The organism is Xanthomonas sp. 60 (assembly GCF_011761925.1).
In genome coordinates this window covers 542,232-558,058 of record NZ_JAASQW010000003.1, presented here as the reverse complement: position 1 = coordinate 558,058, position 15,827 = coordinate 542,232, and the positions used below count along the sequence as shown (strand labels likewise).

Genomic DNA, 15,827 nt, shown 5'->3' with positions numbered 1-15,827 from the left:
GTGAGGGAATACGTTCAAAGTTCGCGACGCGCCGCCAGGAACCGGTCTGCCGTGCGCAGGCCGAGCGCCATCTGGGTCAATGCCGGATTGGCAGCCAGGGCACTGGGGAACGTCGAGTTGTCACAGATGTACAGGTTGGGCACCTCGAAGCTGCGCCCATCGGCATCGACGACCGCCTGCTCCGGGTGGGTACCCATCCGGCAGGTGCCGAGCGTGTGCGCCGAGCGCGCAGCAGCGAACACGTTCGCGCCGCCTGCCGCCGTGCAGATGGCTTCCAGCGTGCGCCGCGCATGGGCATCCAGCGCCTGCTCGTTGGGTCCGTAGCTGAAATCGATGCGGGCCTTGCGGTGGCCGAACCGATCGCGTTCGTCGGCCAGGTAGAGACGGTTCGCGGGCTGCGGCAGGCACTCGCCATTGATGCCGATCCCAGCCAGGTGGCGATAGCGCGAGAGCACGGACACCAGCGGCGCACCCCAACGTTGCGCGCCGCGCGCGAGGGTGTTGGCGAGTGTCACCGGCTGCACGCCCAGGCTCTGGATGAGGTAGCCGCCGACGAAGTCCGCATCGCCTGCACGCACCATGTCTTCGCAGATCGCCGAAGACGGGTAGCCCCGGTTCATGCACATGTCGGCCTCGAACTCGCCCCAGACCTGTGTTGCCACGTGGGCCATGAAGCTCCGGCCGACCTGTCCGTTCGCATTGGCAAGGTCGAGGTTGAGCAGCAGGCGCGGGGTTTCCACGCCGCCGGCACACAGGAACACCGCCGCACACGGTTGCCGCAGGCGCTCGCCGTCCTGCTGGTAGACAACGCCGGTTACATGCCCGCGGGCATCGCGCTCGATATCCACCACGCGGCTGCGGCACTGGAACACCGCACCGTGCGCGCGAGCGTGCGGCAACCACGTGGTCGCCGTGCCGACCTTGGCCCCGTTGGCACAGCCCTGGTGGCAGGCACCACAGTTGTTGCAGGCCCGCCGCGTGCCCCAGTGCGGTTGCGCCCTGTCACGCGTCACCAGCGCGGCGGGGGCATCGGTGCTGGTCAGCCCTACCATGGCGCAGCCCCGGTGCATGGCCTCGGCCGGTGCGTTGCGGCGTGCCGGTTGATAGTCGTAGCGTCGCTGCGGATCCCACGGGTAATGAGCCGGTCCGGACACGCCGATGAAGCGCTCCACCTCCTGCAGGTAAGCGACCAGCTCTGCGTGGCCGATGGGCCAGTCATTGCCCTGCCCGGTCAGCGTGTGCAACTGGAAGTCGCGTGGATCCGGACGGGGACAGAAGGCGCCCCAATGCAGCGTTGACCCACCCAGCCCGGTGCCCGAATTGTTGGCACCGAAGGCCGTGGGGGTGGCGCCGCCGCTGAGCCGTTCTTCCATCCAGTAGATATCAGTGGTGAGTTCGTCGGCGAGGTGGTCATCGGGCGAGAACGCATTGCCGGCCTCCAGCACCACCACACTCAGACCTGCCTGTGCCAGGCGTGCGGCCAGCGGCCCGCCACCGGCACCGCTGCCCACGATCACCGCGTCCACGGTCTGCAACGGCACCGCGCTCATCGGCGCGACTCCGTCACAGGCAGTTGCCAGGGATCATGGCGATCGGCCGTGGTGCTGTCGTAGCCCGGGCTTTCGGCGCCCGCCCCGCCTACCGCGAAGCCGTCGTACCCGATCGCCGCGAAGGTGGTCGGTAGGCTCATCCACACCCGTGCGATCTCTGCGCGCGCGTCTTCGAACCAGCGCGCCAGCGCGGCCGGCGACAGTACGGTGGACGCATCACCGGCAGGCTCGCCGGCGGCGATGCGCTGCAGCCAGGCCTCCTGCACGCCGGGGCCCTGCTCGACGAAGCCTCCGGCAAGTCTGTCCAGCGTGTCCAGTCCCTGCGCCCACGCCATGGCATCCGGGGGCAGGTCCGCAAAGCGCCAGCCATCGCCGGGGCCCTGCGCGAGCGAGACATCGATGCGACGGGCGATGGACGGCTCGGCACCTGCCGTGTCCAGCACCCGGTCCACCACCGCCGCCAGCACCTGCAGCGCGCGTGCATTCAGCACGCCCGGTGCCGAGGCCGCCGGACCGGCATGCCGCTCCAGCAAGCGGCTGCGCATCCTCGGCACGACGCGGGGTGCATTGAGCAGGTCGACGAAAGACGCGGGCAGTTGCTGTGTCCGGGTCGCCTCGACGAAGCGGTTGATGTGCTGCGCCAGCACATGGGGCTGCTCGCAGGGGATGAGATGGGCGGCGGCTTCGATCACCGCCACGTCGGCGCGGTCATAGTGCGGAGCGTTCAACGCACGCTGGTTGGGCTCACCGAGGTCGCCATCGGCGGCCCCTGCAAGGATCAACGCCGGCACCCGCAGCAGCCCCACTGCGGCACTCACATCCTCGCGGCTGCCGTGGCGCAGCCAGTGCGTCCAGGCGATCGGATCACAGCGCATCACGTCCTCCACCGCCTGCGTCAACACAGGCTCGGGCAGTGGTTGGGCCGTGTTGTCAGCCACGAAGGTGTGCGCGTGCTCGCGCGAAAGTCCACCTTGTTGCGCCCATGCCAGCATCTGCGCCCGGCGCCTGGCGTCCATGGGCTCGGGCGACGGCGGTGACGCCGCGACCAGGATCACCCCTGCAAGGCCTGCCAACCCCTGCCTGCCATCACGCGCGTATGCGGCCACCTGCGTGGCGATCTTTCCCCCCATGCTGTGGCCGATGGCGTACCAGCACGGGGGAGCACGGCGCGCGACCTCGTTGGCAAACCACTCGGAAAGGGCCGCGGTGCCCAGCACATCGCCGGCAAGGGTGCCACCGAAGCCGGGCATGTCGAGGGCCACGCACGTGTAGTGGTCGTCGAGCAATGCGGTGACGCGCGCCCACTCGGTGCGGCTGGCACCGAGGGAATGGAGGAGGAAGAGAACTGGACGCTGCATGCGGGCCTCGGAAGATCAGGCGCGCAGCATGAGCGAGGGCCACGTCCAGACCGCGTGGACGCTTTCGTGAAGAAGCTGGCACGAAGGCGCGAACCGGGCTGTGCCAGGACGCCCCACGCAGGGCGCCAAGGCCACCACGAGCCCTTGCGGGGCGTGCCCTCAGTGCCCTCAGCCGACGCCGGTAGGCCCTTCCAGCACCAGGCGCACTTTCCTGAGCAGCTGCTGTCTGGTGTAAGGCTTGTTCACCACTTCAAACTCGCTGCCACCGGCATCGGTACGTTCCAGGCCGGCTTCGGCGTAGCCGGTGGTGAGCAGCACTTTGATCTGCGGCATGCGCCGGCGGACTTCCCGCGCGAGCACCACCCCGTTCATGCCGCCGGGCATGATGAGGTCACTGAACAGCAGATCGAAGGTTTCTCCCTTGTCCAGCAGGGCCAGCGCCTCCCGGCCACTGCCGGCGATGGCGGTGGCGTAGCCGCCGGCCTGAAGCAGCATCTCAGCCAGCGCGGCCACGTCCTCCCGGTCCTCGACGATGAGGATCCGCTCGGAGCCCCCCCGATCCATGGCCATGTTCGACGGCGCCGCGTCCCGGCCGACGGCGTCCTCGGTCGCCACGAAGTACAGGCTGACGGTGGTGCCCACGCCCACCTCCGAGGCGATGCGCACGGTACCGCCGGACTGTTTGACGAAGCCGTACACCATGGACAGTCCCAGGCCGGTGCCGCGCCCTTCGTCCTTGGTGGTGAAAAACGGGTCCATCACCCGGCCAAGCGCTTCGGGCGCGATGCCGCTGCCGTTGTCGGCCACCGACACGCACACGAACCGTCCGGCGGGGAGCTGGTCGAACGAGCCGGCCTCATCAGCGCTCACCATGACGTTGCGGGTGCTCAGCGTCACTACCCGCGGCGCGCGATCCTGCATGGCATCGCGTGCATTGATGAGCAGGTTCAGGAGCGCGACCTCGGCCTGGGTGGGGTCCAGGCGGCAGTTCCACAGGCCCTGCGCCAGGTCGGTCTTCAGTTCCACCTCACCCCCCAGGCGCTGCGCGGCCAGTTCGGCCATCGAACTCACCAGCGCATTGGCGTTGACCGTACGCCCTTCGAGCTTCTGCCGTCGCGAGAAGGCCAGCAGCTGCTGCGTCAGGGTCGCCGCACGGGTCGCCGCCGCCTGCGCCTGCGTGGCCGCGCGCCGCACCATCGAGCCGCTGGGGAGATCGCTTTCAGACGAGCCGGTGATCATCTCCAGGTAGCCGGACATCACCTGCAGGAGGTTGTTGAAATCGTGGGCGATACCGCCGGTGAGCTGCCCCAGCGCCTCCATCTTCTGCGCCTGCCGCAGCGAATCCTCGGCATCGCGGCGGCGTGAAACGTCCAGCTGGGAACCGAAGAAATACACCAGCCTGCCGTCATCGTCGAAGACCGGCGAAACAAACAGGGCGTTCCAGAAGGTCGAGCCGTCCTTGCGGTAGTTGAGCACCTCCGTGGCGACTTCGCGCGTTTCGCGGATGCCGGCACGCACTTCCGAGATCGAATCCTGGTTGGTCTCCGGACCCTGCAGGAAACGGCAGTTGCGGCCGATCAGTTCGTCCAGGGCATAACCGGTCATCTCGACGAACGCGCGGTTGGCGAAGATGATGGGGTTATCCGGCTGGTGCGGATCGGTGATGATCATCGGCATGCGCGTGGTTTCCACCGCGCTGAAGAAAATATCCGACCGCTTGTCACCGACGCCTGTGGTGGCCGTACTGCGCACGGCCGGCGACGGGAAACCCTTGAACTGATCATTCGACATGGAGGTCCTTGCACGGGGCCGGAAGCATTGCGTAGGGGCGGACCGGCGCGGCATCCCAGCGGCGGTCCGAACAGGGGTGTGGATGATACCAACGCATCACAGCACGACAGGCGACGCGGGAATGTCTACGCGCGCGGCGACCGGAGCAGGTATGGGGGCGCAGGCACCGCTAGGGCATCAGCAGGCGCACGAGTGTCAGCAGCCAGCCATCCTTGATGGCCAGCGAGACGGCCAGTTCCAGCAGCGCCACCAGCACCAGCGTGCTGCGCCAGCCGAGGCGGCTGGCCGCCCAGAAGCCGCACAGCGTGAACAGGCTGTCGGCCAGCGAATTGACGATGCTGTCGCCAAAGTAGTCCGGTGCAACGCTGCCCGCGTTGGAGAGCAGCGCGATGAGCGCCTGCGTGTTCTCCACCATTTCCCAGACCGTGCTGCTGATCAACGCCACCAGCGCCCGGTCGCGCAGGCGCCACTGCGGGCGCATCCACGCCAGCACCATGGCCACCGTCATGCCGAAGCCCAGGTGCAGCAGCGAGTACCAGTCGGCGATGTGCTGTGAATTGTGCGGGGTGCCCAGGGGTGGCCACAGGAACGTATCGCCCCCGCTGCACAGCAGCGGGCGTTGCATCCAGACCAGCCAGACCACGTGCACGGCCACCAGCGCCACTGCGCTGCGCCGCCGCCGCTGGAAGGTCCATTCCACGGCGCTGTTGGGCCAGCCGTAGGCCGGGCGGCCGAGGTCGGGCACGCCGCTCATGGGGCACGCCGTGCGTGGCGTGGCCGACCGTCACCCGGGGCCTGCGCGCGGCTGCTACGCTTGGCCCCTTCCCGCCCTTGTCCTGCGCGCCCGTGAGCCTGCCCATCAACACGCTTGTTTTCCTGGCCACCCTCGCTGCGATGGAAGGCGTGGCCGCGCTCGTGCATCGCTACATCATGCACGGCTGGGGCTGGGGTTGGCATCGTTCGCACCACGAGCCGCGCCACGGAACCTTCGAGCGCAACGACCTGTACGCGGTGTTCTTCGCAGGCATCGCCATCGCCCTGATCTACCTGGGCTCCCAGGGCTGGCATCCGCTGGAGTGGATCGGTGCCGGAATGACGGCCTACGGCCTGCTGTACTTCGTCGCCCACGATGGCCTGGTGCACCGTCGCTGGCTGTTCCGCCATGCCCCGCGCAGCGGTTACCTGAAGCGGCTGTACCAGGCCCATCGCATGCACCATGCGGTGGAAGGGCGGCATGGTTGCGTGTCCTTCGGCTTCCTGTGGGCACCGAAGATGGAGACCCTGAAGGCCGAACTGCGCCGCCTGCACGGTGGTCCGGTGCGGCGCGCGGCGGCGGACGCGGACGACCGCGCCGACTGACCCGCGCTGTCCCGGCGCCGTCCCCATCAGTCGGCCCGGGAGGTCCGCTGCCACAGCTCGGCCGAGCGTGAGCGGGGGACGTCCGGCGCACGGCGTGCGCGGTAGGCCAGCGCCCCGCCGGTGCCCAGCATGCGCAGTTTCTGCAGTGTCGAGGTGGACACGCGCTGGTCCCACGCGCGCGGTCCGAGTGCCCTGACCTGCAGGCCGATCTCGCGGTAGACGTCGTGGGCCGTGGCCACCGCCCAGGCTGAGCGCGGTGGCAGCGCGGCGATGCCCAGGCGGGCGGAGGCGTAGTAGGCCTCGGCTGTCTCCACCAGGCGCGCGGCGATCACCGCCAGCCCCTCGCGGTTGGCCGGATCACCGAGTGTCGCGCGCTCCAGACCGAGTTCGTCCAGCCATTGCTGCGGCACGTAGCAGCGGCCCGCCGCGGCATCCTCCACCAGATCACGCGCGATGTTGGTCAGCTGGAAGGCCAGCCCCAGATCACAGGCGCGGTCGAGCACCACCGGATCCTTCGCCCCCATCACGTGCGACATCATGATGCCGACCACGCCGGCCACGTGATAGCAGTAGCGCAGGGTGTCCTGCAGCGTGGCGTAGCGCTGTTCCTGCACGTCCATCGCGAACCCGTCCAGATGCTCGGAAGGGTAGCGCGCCGGAATCTGGAACTCGCGCACCACCTCCTGCAGGGCAGCGAAGGGAAGCTCGTCGATGTCGGCCCCACTGCAGGCCTGCGCGGTATAGGCACGCAGTCGCCGCAGCGCCTGCTGGCCGTCGCCACGCCGTGCAGCATCCTGGTCATGGCCGAGCGTCTGCCCGTCCACCACGTCATCGCAGTGGCGGCACCACAGGTACAGCAGCGTCGCACCGCGGCGGGTGCGCGCGTCGAACACGCGCGAGGCCGCGGCAAAGCTCTTCGAGCCGCGCGCGATGGTCTGCCGGGCATGGGCCTGGAGCGTATCGCTCATCGTTCCAGCGTCTCCAGCATCAGCCCGGCGGTGGCCTTGGCCGAGGCCACCACGCCGGGCACGCCCGCGCCGGGATGCGTGCCTGCGCCAACGAGGTAGAGGTTGGGCAGTACGCTGTCGCGGTTGTGCGGACGGAACCAGGCGCTCTGGGTCAGCACCGGCTCGAGCGAGAACGCTGAACCCTGGTGCGCATTGAGCGTATCGCGGAAGTCGAAGGGGGTGATGTAGCGACTGGTCACCAGATCCTCGCGCAGGCCCGGGATGTAGTGCTTTTCCAGATAATCGAAGATGCGGTCGCGGTAGCGCGGGCCTTCCACGTCCCAGTCGATGTCCGCGTTGCCCAGGTGCGGCACCGGTGCCAGCACGTACAGGCTGCTGCAGCCCTCCGGCGCGAGCGAAGGATCGGTCACGCACGGGTTGTGCAGGTAGAGCGAGAAGTCCTCGGCCAGCGTGTCGCCGTTGAAGATCTCTTCGATCAGCCCCTGGTAGCGGTTGCCGAAGCAGACCGTGTGGTGGCGCAGATCCTGGTGCACGCGGCGCAGCCCGAAATACAGGACGAACAGCGACATGCTCGAACGTTTTCCCGCCAGCCTGCGGCCTTCGGAAACGCCGCGCGGGTGATGGCCCAGCAACCTGGAATAGGTGTGCACCACATCGGCATTGGAGGCCAGCATGTCCAGTGCGATGTGCTCGCCGCCCTGCAGCGTCACGCCGGTGGCACGGCCGGCGTCGACCTCGATGCGCGCCACATCAGCATTGACTTCCATGCGCCCGCCGAGATCGGTGAACAGCTGCACCATGGCGCGGATCAGCGCACCGGTGCCGCCGCGCGGGAACCACACGCCCCACTCGCGTTCGAGGGCATGGATCAGGGTATAGATCGAAGACGTGGCGAACGGGTTGCCCCCCACGAGCAGCGAGTGGAACGAGAACGCCTGCCGCAGATGATCGTCCTTGATGTAATGCGAGACCATGCTGTAGACGCTGCGCCAGGCCTGCAGGCGCGCCAGTTCCGGTGCTGCCGCAAGCATGTCGCGGAAGGAGAGGAACGGCACCGCGCCGAGCTTGAGGTAGCCGGCCTCGAACACCTTGCGCGAGTACGCCAGGAAGCCGCGATAGCCTTCCACGTCGTCCGGATTGAGCGCGCGGATCTGGCGTTCGAGCGCGTCCTGGTCGTTGACATAGTCGAACTGCGTACCGTCTTCCCAGCCAAGCCGGTAGAACGGATCGACCGGCAACAGTTCCACGTAGTCGGACATGCGGCGACCGGCGAGCGTGAACAGCTCCTCCAGTGCGGACGGATCGGTGATGACGGTCGGGCCGCCATCGAAGATGAAGCCCTCGTCTTCATATACGTAGGCACGGCCGCCGGGTTTGTCGCGGCGTTCGAGCAGCGTGGTCTGGCAGCCGGCGGCCTGCAGGCGGATGGCCAGTGCCAGGCCGCCGAAGCCGGCACCGATGACGACGGCGCGCTTGGGGGAACTCATTCAGGGCTTCCTTTGCAGTGAGGCGTGAGAAGCCAGCAAGGCGCTGCAGGCTTCGGAAACGGGGACCGGCGGCTTGCCGGACAGGATGCGCAGCTTGTCGCGCAGGGTCGGGTGGCCGGCGTAGAACCGCTCGATCAGCGGCTCCGGCAGGCCGTAGAAACGCTGCATCACCTGCCAGCGGTCCTGGGGCCTGCCGGCCAGGAACAGCATGCGGTTCAGACCGCGGAAGAACCCGTGACGACGCCAGCAGGCGCGCGCGTGCGCCTGGATGGCGCTGGACAATGCGGGAGCGTCCAGGCGTTGCTGGCCCGCCACCAGATCGGCCAGCCGTACCGCCTCGGGCAATGAAAACCCCGTGGTGGGATGGAACAGGCCTGCGCGCAGGCCGCTGCACGGCTGCCCGGCGCGCTCCCGCCAGAACGCGTCCGGGTCACCGGCCAATGTGATCGGCAGGACGCCATGCTCCTCGCGCAGCAGCTGCGCGTCCTGCCAGCCGTGGGCCTGCAGGTATGCTGCGATGTGCGTTCGCAAGCGCGGCAGGTCGACGCCGGCGCCGTCCACGTAGTGCGTGTCCTCCACCAGCAGTACGTCCCCGGCGAAGGGCAGCACGTAGACGAAGCGGTAGCCCTCGCCCTGCGCCACGTCGGCGTCCATGATCACCGGTCGGGTGAGTCCGTGCGGCGTCCGGGTGCGCAGCACCTGGCCGAGGAAGCTCTGGTAACCGAGGGTGAGGTGCGGGCCCGGGCGTTCACCGCGGCCGTCGATCACCGCCATGGCATCGAGCCGGCGCCCGTCGGCCAGCATCACCGACGTCGGCGCGACGCTGCGAACGTCCGTGCTGCACACCAGGTCGTCGCCGAGCGCGGCCTGCAGCCGGGAGGCGAACACTTCGGAAAGAACGCTCGCGTAGCCGCCGCGCAGGGTCCGCTGGTAGCGCGGGAACCGGACCGTATAGCCCTCCCACCGATGCGAGACCAGCGGCGCGATGAACGCGCGCTGCTGCGGTGTCAGGTCACTGTGGTGGAAGGACCAGGTGTGGTTGCCACCGGGCACGTCGCCACGCTCCAGCAGCAGCACGCGCAGCTCCGGACGCACCTGCTTCAAGCGCAGGGCGATCAGCCCGTTGGCCAGGCCCGCGCCCACCAGGATCAGGTCGTACGGCGCGCGCATCAGGCCGCGTGTGCGTGCTGGGGTACGCCGTGGACGGCGACCTGTTCGATGATGTCGGCCGCTCGCTCGGCACCGCCGGCCGCGGCGATCTCGGCGCCGAGCCGGCGTGCATTGGCCGCGAACGCCGGCTCATCGAGCAGCCTGCGCAGCAGCGTGCCCAGGGTGCGCGAGGATGCCCAGCGCGGCGAGGCCTTGAGGCCGGCGCCGGCATGTACCAGGCGCGCCGCCACGCCGGGCTGGTCGAAGGCGATGGGCAGCGCCAGCACCGGCTTGCCCGCGGCACAGGCGTCCAGCGCGGTGTTGAGCCCTGCATGCGAGATCACCGCGTCGGCCCGCGCCAGCACCGCCTGCTGGGGCGCGAAATCGGTGACCCAGACCCGGCCCGGCACGCGCAGGGCGCCGGCTTCACGATCGGTAAGCCCACCGCAGTGGGCGATCAGCACCTGCACCTCGGCGTGCTGGCAGGCCCGTGCGATGCGTCCCAGCAGCGCGCGGCGCTGCCCCTGCAGCGTGCCCAGCGAAGCGAACACGAACGGCCGCTGCGCTGACAGGCCCAGCTCAGGCATCACCTGCACGTGCGCCCGCCGCAGCGGACCCACGGCATGGAAACCCGCAGGCAGCGCCTGGCGTGGAAAGTCGAATGACGGGGTGGTCTGGCTGATCTGCGCGAGGGGCGAGAGGCATTCGTGCAGCGCACCGCGCGGCGTGATGCCGAACGCCTGCGCATGCGCCTGGATGACACGCGCGTGGGCGCCCATCATGTGGTCGTAGACCTGCGTACTGGCACGCTGCACTTCATGGTCGCGCGGTGTCGCCGCATAGCCCCACGGCATCACCGGCAGGGGAATGCCGGGCTCGCGGTTGATCGGCAGTGCGCAGGCCACGGACACGCAGGGGATTCCCAACGCCTCCGCAACGAGCCCACCGGCCGCCTCCATCTGATCACACACCAGCAGGTCCACGCCGGCATCGCGCAGCGCCTGGGGCAGTTCGCGGCACAGCATGTCCGTGGCCGCGGCCATGTCCTGGATCACCCGGCGCAGGCCCAGGGGCGAGCCCGGGGACGCCGCCCGCCGGAGCACCGCCGGCAACGATCCGCTGGGGTGGGAGCGCATGCCGATGGCCTGGAAGCCGATGGCCGGATCATCCAGCAGCGCGGCGGCATCGGGCTGGTGGAAGAACGTGACCTGATGGCCACGCGCCCTGAGCACGTGTGCCAGCGCCTCCAGTGCGCGCCAGTGGCTTGGAAACGCGGGCGCGGTGAACCCGATATGGCGCTGTGGTGCGTGCACCGCCGGACCACTCATCCGCCCACCTCTCCCGGGACTGCGGCCAGACGCAGCGGCGCCTGGCGCAACGCGGCCAGGTCGGCACTGCCGGTGCAGAAGCACGCGATGCGCAGCTGCTCGATGATCACCTGGAAGTGGTCCACCACCGCATCGCTGGAATGCAGCGCACTGGTGAGCACCGAGGCCGCCTGGCCCACGATGTCCGCCCCGAGGCGGATCGCCTTGGCCGCGTCCACGCCATCGCGGATGCCGCCGGAGGCGATGATCGGGATCGTGGGAAGGGCCTGCCGCACCTCGCGGACAGCCTCCGCCGTCGGGATGCCCCAACCGCTGAAGGCCAGTGCCACGGCGCGGTCATGCGGGTCACGGGCACGCTCACCCTCCACCGCCGCCCAGCTGGTTCCACCCGCGCCGGCGACATCCATCACCGCCACGCCGGCCTCCACCAGTTGCCGCGCCACCCGCGCCGAGAGACCTGCGCCGACTTCCTTGGCCACCACGGGCACCGGCAGCGCGCGCGCGACCCGGGCGATGGCATCGAGCAGCCCCCGCCAGTCGCGGTCACCGCCGGCCTGCACCGCCTCCTGCAGGGGGTTGAGGTGAACGATGAGTGCGTCGGCCTGGATCATGTCCACGGCGCGCAGTGCCGCCTCGATGCCCTGATCGCCGCGCAGCTGCGCGGCACCGAGGTTGGCGAGCAACGCAACGTCAGGACCATGGCGACGCAGTTCGCGGGTCAGGCCATGGTCCACGCCGGCTTCCAGCGCAACGCGCTGCGAACCGACGCCCAGCGCGATGCCCAGCGCCTGCGCCGCTTCCATCAGGTGGATGTTGATGCGCGAAGCACGCAGCGCGCCGCCGGTCATCGAGCTCACCAGCAGCGGCGCGCGCAGGCGCCTGCCAACGAGCCGGGCGCTCAGGTCGATGGCATCCAGTGACAGCTCGGGCAATGCGCAATGCTCGAAGCGGTAGTGCTCGAACCCGGTGGTGGTGGTGGTGGCCGCCCGCGCCGGATCCAGCACCACGTCCAGGTGATCATTCTTGCGCCGGACCATCTCCGCTACGTCCTGCAACGGGCCCGCTTCCTGCACGCCCGGAGCCAGCGTACTCACATCCCACCGAACAGATGCAGCACATAGGTGCGCAGCCGGCTGTCGGGACCGTAGGCACTGCCGAGCAGCTCGCAGGCCGCTTCCACGTGTCCCGCCAGACGCTGGCGGACCTCCGCCGGACCGAGCAGCTCGACCAGCGTGCCCTTGCCCGCGTCCTGCCCGCCATCCTTGCCACTGATGGCGCTGTCCAGGTTGTCCTTGAGATCATCCAGCAGCTGGAACGCGTGGCCAAGCTGCAGGGCGGCATTGCGCAGCTGGCGCTGGGTGACCTCGTCGGCACCGGCCGCGATGGCCGACATCTCCATCGCGGCGCCGAACAGCGCGCCGGTCTTCAGTTCATTGGTCAGTGCCACGTCTTCGGGCGACTGCTCCGGGGTGCTGCGCAGATCGCGCAGCTGTCCGCAGGCCAGCCCCTGGTTGCCGATCGAAGTGGCCAGCACGGCCACCAGCGCCGCACGTTGCTGCGGCGAGACACCTTCGACTTCCGCCGTGAGCTGCAGCGCACGGCTGAGCAGGGCGATGGAGGCCAGGATGGCCGCGTCCTCGCCGTGCACGCGGTGCACGGTCGGCTGGCCGCGGCGCAGCTGCGCATCGTCCATGCAGGGCAGGTCATCGAGGATCAACGATGCGCCGTGCACCAGTTCCACCGCACAGGCCAGGTCGATGACGCACGGATGGTCCTGCCCCAGCTCGGAGGCGGACATCACCAGCAGGATCGAACGCAGGCGCTTGGCCGGTGCCAGGACCAGGCCATGCATCGCGCTGGCAATGGCATCACGCGGATCGGCGGGGCGCGGCAACAGTTCCGCCAAGCGCTCCTGCACAAGCGCGACGATGGCTCCAGGTGCAGGGCAGGTACTGGCGGGCCGCAGTGGGCTCGATCCCGGTTCACCACTGCCGTGCAGCCAACGAATGCTCGCGGCCTCAATCATTGCGCTGACCCCATCAGGTATGACGTTCACTTTCACATGCATTGCGTGAAGACTGCTTGACAGGTTCTACAGCAAAGCGATGCCCACGGAAATGCTTTTCAGATGCACCTGGATGAATGCCGCGGGCCGGTCCGACCCGCGGCACCCGGTTCAGCCCGCCGGCGCCGGGGTGGGCGCTGCGCCCGCCGCTGCCGGGTCTGCAGCCGCAGGTTGCGCGGGCGCCGCCGGCGGGACCGGGGTGGTCGGCACCACGCGCCAGATGGTATTGGCCAGGTCATCGGCCACCAGCAGCGCGCCGCGCGGATCCACGGCAACGCCAACCGGGCGGCCGCGGGTCTGGTCCTTGTCGGTGCGGAAACCGGTGACGAAGTCGATCGGTGCTCCGGCCGGACGACCATTCTGGAACGGCACGAAGACCACCTTGTAGCCCACCGGCGGATTGCGGTTCCAGCTGCCATGCATGCCCACGAAGGCACCGTCGGCGAACTGCGCGCCCATGGCCGGCCCGGAGAAACTCACGCCCAGCGCGGCCACGTGCGAACCCAGCGCATAGTCGGGTGCCAGGGCCTTGGCCACCTTTTCCTTGTTGTGCGGCATCACGCGGTTGTCCACGGTCTTGCCCCAGTAACTCCACGGCCAGCCGTAGAAGCCACCCTCCTGCACCGAGGTGAGGTAATCGGGCACCAGGTTCGGGCCGATCTCATCGCGCTCGTTCACCACCGACCACAGCGTGCCGGTGCCGGGCTGGATCGCCAGCGCGGTGGGGTTGCGGATGCCGGTCGCGTAATCCTTGTGCGCGCCGGTCTGCGCGTCGATCTGCCATATACGGGCACGGTCGACCTCCACGTCCAGCCCGCGCTCGCCGACATTGCTGTTGGACCCGATACCCACATAGAGGAAGCGGCCGTCTGCACTGGCGGTCATCGCCTTGGTCCAATGGTGGTTGATCGCCGAAGGCAGCGCGGTGAGCACGCGCGGCTCGCCACTGGCACGGGTCTGGCCCGGCTGGTAATCGAAGGCTACCACCTCATCCTGGTTGGCCACGTACAGCGTGTTGCCGATCATCGCCAGGCCGTAGGGCGCATTGAGGTTCTCAGCGAAGACGGTCTTGATTTCATAGACGCCGTCACCGTCGCCATCGCGCAGCAGGGTCAAGCGGTTGCCACTCTTGACCTTGGTATTGCCCTTGGCCTTGATCGGCGCGGCGATGATGTCCTTGGGCTTGAGCTTGGGCGCATTGCCGCCGCGTCCCTCGGCCACCAGGATGTCCCCGTTGGGCAGCACCAGCATCTGCCGCGGGATCGCCAGGTCGGTGGCGATCGCCGAAACCTTGTAGCCCTGCGGCACGGTCGGCACCTGGTCGCCCCAGCTGTCCGGCTTGGCGATGACCATGCTTGGCAGCAGGCCCCGTTCGGGTTCGGGAAGATTGGGCACATTGCCATGCTGGGCCAGGTCGGGTGCTTTGCCACAGGCCGCCAGGGCCAGCGCAAGAGTGGAAACCACGAGGGTGGTGCGGACAGGGCGGTTCATCGAATGTCTCCGGCGGTACGCAGGCTGGCAAAACCGATCACCGTTGCGACCAGCGCGAGAAGGGTCAGCAGCACCGACAGCCACAGGCCAGCGGGCATCACGGCGAAGTTGTCGCGCGCATGCTGAAGATTGTCGATGAAGCCCAGTACCCAGATCGCGCCCAGGATCAGCGTGTAAGGGAGGCGTCGGCTGCGGCGCGCCTGACCGATCAGCGCTGCGATCAGCGCCAGGGTGGTCATCACCATGGCGGCGACCAGCAGCCACGACGCGAAGTTGGCCCACTGGATTTCATAGGTGGTGTAGAACGCGTAATCCGAAAGGAGCGCGCACAGGAAGAGCGGCAGGACACCGCCCAGTGCGGCGGCGTGCACCGGATGGATCGGCCGGCGCACGGTATAGACGGGAGTGGATGACATGGCGGATTCTCGGGAGCATCAGAAGAGACGTCCCACGCTGCCATGACCCGCCGGGGGAGCGCGTGAAGCACGCCTGCCGGCCGCGCGCCCGTCCCGGCAGCGGGCCGGTTACTTGCCCAGATGCCTGCGCACCGCCGCTGAGGTCGGTCCTACGGCGGCAACGGCTTTTCGCAGCACGTCGGCGGACACGCCAAGCGTCCTGGTCCAGTACTGCAGTTCGTAATCTTCATTCACGTTGATGCGGTCACGGTCCGGACGACCGCTTTGCTGCTTGTCATCGCTCATTGCAAACGCTCCCGGGCCCGTGGCCCCTGCAAGGTCCCGGGGCGCGGAGGCGCCCCGGCAGGTGTTACTTTTTCGCTTCCACGCCGGGCGTGGCGTCGCGCACCATGAACTCTTCGGTGATGTCGGGCAGGTGCGCGGCCAGCCAATCGGCCATGGCTTCCTCCTGTACGAGAATCTGCTCGCACACGCGTGCGGTTTCTGCATCCCCGGCGGTCTTCGCCGCCGCGATCAGGGCGGTGTAGGACGCGATCTCGAAATGCTCGAAGACATAACCGGCCATCGCGCCCTTCACGATCTCGTCGGAGGCGGTCATGCCGCCGACTGCCTGGCCCAGCGCCGCCATCTTTCCCATCACGTCCTTGAACGCGGAGGGTGATCCGCCCAGGCGCTTGATGCAGCCTTCGAGCAGCGTACGCTGGCCGATGGTCTCGTCGATGTGCTGCTCGATGCGGGCCTTGAGCACCGGATAATGCTCGATGCGCGAGGCCTGCCCCTTGAGCATCGTCTCGGCCTGCTGCTCCATCGCGTGAGCGTCGCGCAGCCAGTCGAGAAGGTGGTCCTTGTGCTCAGTCATGAGTGA

At 68.6% G+C, this 15,827-nt stretch carries 15 protein-coding genes; 1 reads left to right on the top strand and 14 read right to left on the bottom strand.

Annotated features, from left to right (window positions below; genetic code table 11):
* Positions 1-14 precede the first annotated feature (14 nt).
* The 4 genes from FHY09_RS09390 to FHY09_RS09375 form a co-directional block, all read right to left on the bottom strand.
* Positions 15-1,550, bottom strand: coding sequence for a GMC family oxidoreductase (locus FHY09_RS09390; RefSeq protein WP_166926435.1), 1,536 nt, complete (start codon positions 1,548-1,550; stop codon positions 15-17).
* Entirely contained in the window at positions 1,547-2,908 is a 1,362-nt protein-coding gene (locus tag FHY09_RS09385; protein WP_166926433.1) for an alpha/beta hydrolase, read from the bottom strand. Before FHY09_RS09385 ends, FHY09_RS09390 begins: the two co-directional genes overlap by 4 nt.
* 168 nt (positions 2,909-3,076) lie before the next feature.
* Positions 3,077-4,699, bottom strand: a complete 1,623-nt coding sequence (locus FHY09_RS09380) for a histidine kinase famiy protein (RefSeq protein ID WP_166926431.1) — start codon at positions 4,697-4,699, stop codon at positions 3,077-3,079.
* Between the two features lie 169 nt (positions 4,700-4,868).
* A complete protein-coding gene (locus tag FHY09_RS09375; RefSeq protein ID WP_166926429.1) occupies positions 4,869-5,453 on the bottom strand; it encodes a DUF2585 family protein in 585 nt (194 codons plus the stop codon).
* Positions 5,454-5,545: 92 nt separating this feature from the next.
* Here FHY09_RS09375 and FHY09_RS09370 point away from each other — a divergent pair, with 92 nt between their 5' ends.
* The gene (locus FHY09_RS09370) at positions 5,546-6,058 is read left to right on the top strand and encodes a sterol desaturase family protein (protein ID WP_166926427.1); all 513 of its coding nucleotides are present in this window, start codon (positions 5,546-5,548) and stop codon (positions 6,056-6,058) included.
* Between the two features lie 26 nt (positions 6,059-6,084).
* On the opposite strand, the gene FHY09_RS09365 is transcribed toward FHY09_RS09370, so the two are convergent.
* The 10 genes from FHY09_RS09365 to FHY09_RS09320 form a co-directional block, all read right to left on the bottom strand.
* Positions 6,085-7,026 (bottom strand): phytoene/squalene synthase family protein, encoded by a 942-nt coding sequence (locus FHY09_RS09365; RefSeq protein WP_166926425.1) that lies wholly within the window; start codon positions 7,024-7,026, stop codon positions 6,085-6,087.
* Positions 7,023-8,513: a phytoene desaturase gene (locus FHY09_RS09360; RefSeq protein ID WP_166926423.1), complete on the bottom strand. Its 1,491-nt coding sequence runs from the start codon at positions 8,511-8,513 to the stop codon at positions 7,023-7,025. Before FHY09_RS09360 ends, FHY09_RS09365 begins: the two co-directional genes overlap by 4 nt.
* On the bottom strand, positions 8,514-9,683 hold the full coding sequence (crtY, locus tag FHY09_RS09355; protein ID WP_166926420.1) for a lycopene beta-cyclase CrtY: 1,170 nt from the start codon (positions 9,681-9,683) through the stop codon (positions 8,514-8,516). It lies immediately after the preceding gene.
* Complete coding sequence (locus FHY09_RS09350) at positions 9,683-10,990, bottom strand: glycosyltransferase (protein WP_166926418.1); 1,308 nt, start codon at positions 10,988-10,990, stop codon at positions 9,683-9,685. The genes crtY and FHY09_RS09350 overlap by 1 nt, the downstream gene beginning before the upstream one ends.
* Positions 10,987-12,084, bottom strand: coding sequence for a type 2 isopentenyl-diphosphate Delta-isomerase (gene fni, locus FHY09_RS09345; protein ID WP_456362756.1), 1,098 nt, complete (start codon positions 12,082-12,084; stop codon positions 10,987-10,989). Before fni ends, FHY09_RS09350 begins: the two co-directional genes overlap by 4 nt.
* A complete protein-coding gene (locus tag FHY09_RS09340; RefSeq protein WP_166926416.1) occupies positions 12,081-12,896 on the bottom strand; it encodes a polyprenyl synthetase family protein in 816 nt (271 codons plus the stop codon). Before FHY09_RS09340 ends, fni begins: the two co-directional genes overlap by 4 nt.
* A gap of 270 nt (positions 12,897-13,166) precedes the next feature.
* Entirely contained in the window at positions 13,167-14,546 is a 1,380-nt protein-coding gene (locus tag FHY09_RS09335; RefSeq protein ID WP_166926414.1) for a PQQ-dependent sugar dehydrogenase, read from the bottom strand.
* Complete coding sequence (locus tag FHY09_RS09330; protein WP_166926412.1) at positions 14,543-14,962, bottom strand: DUF2231 domain-containing protein; 420 nt, start codon at positions 14,960-14,962, stop codon at positions 14,543-14,545. The genes FHY09_RS09335 and FHY09_RS09330 overlap by 4 nt, the downstream gene beginning before the upstream one ends.
* 108 nt (positions 14,963-15,070) lie before the next feature.
* Positions 15,071-15,247, bottom strand: coding sequence for a DUF3606 domain-containing protein (locus FHY09_RS09325; RefSeq protein WP_166926410.1), 177 nt, complete (start codon positions 15,245-15,247; stop codon positions 15,071-15,073).
* A gap of 64 nt (positions 15,248-15,311) precedes the next feature.
* On the bottom strand, positions 15,312-15,821 hold the full coding sequence (locus tag FHY09_RS09320; RefSeq protein ID WP_166926408.1) for a DUF892 family protein: 510 nt from the start codon (positions 15,819-15,821) through the stop codon (positions 15,312-15,314).
* Positions 15,822-15,827 lie beyond the last annotated feature (6 nt).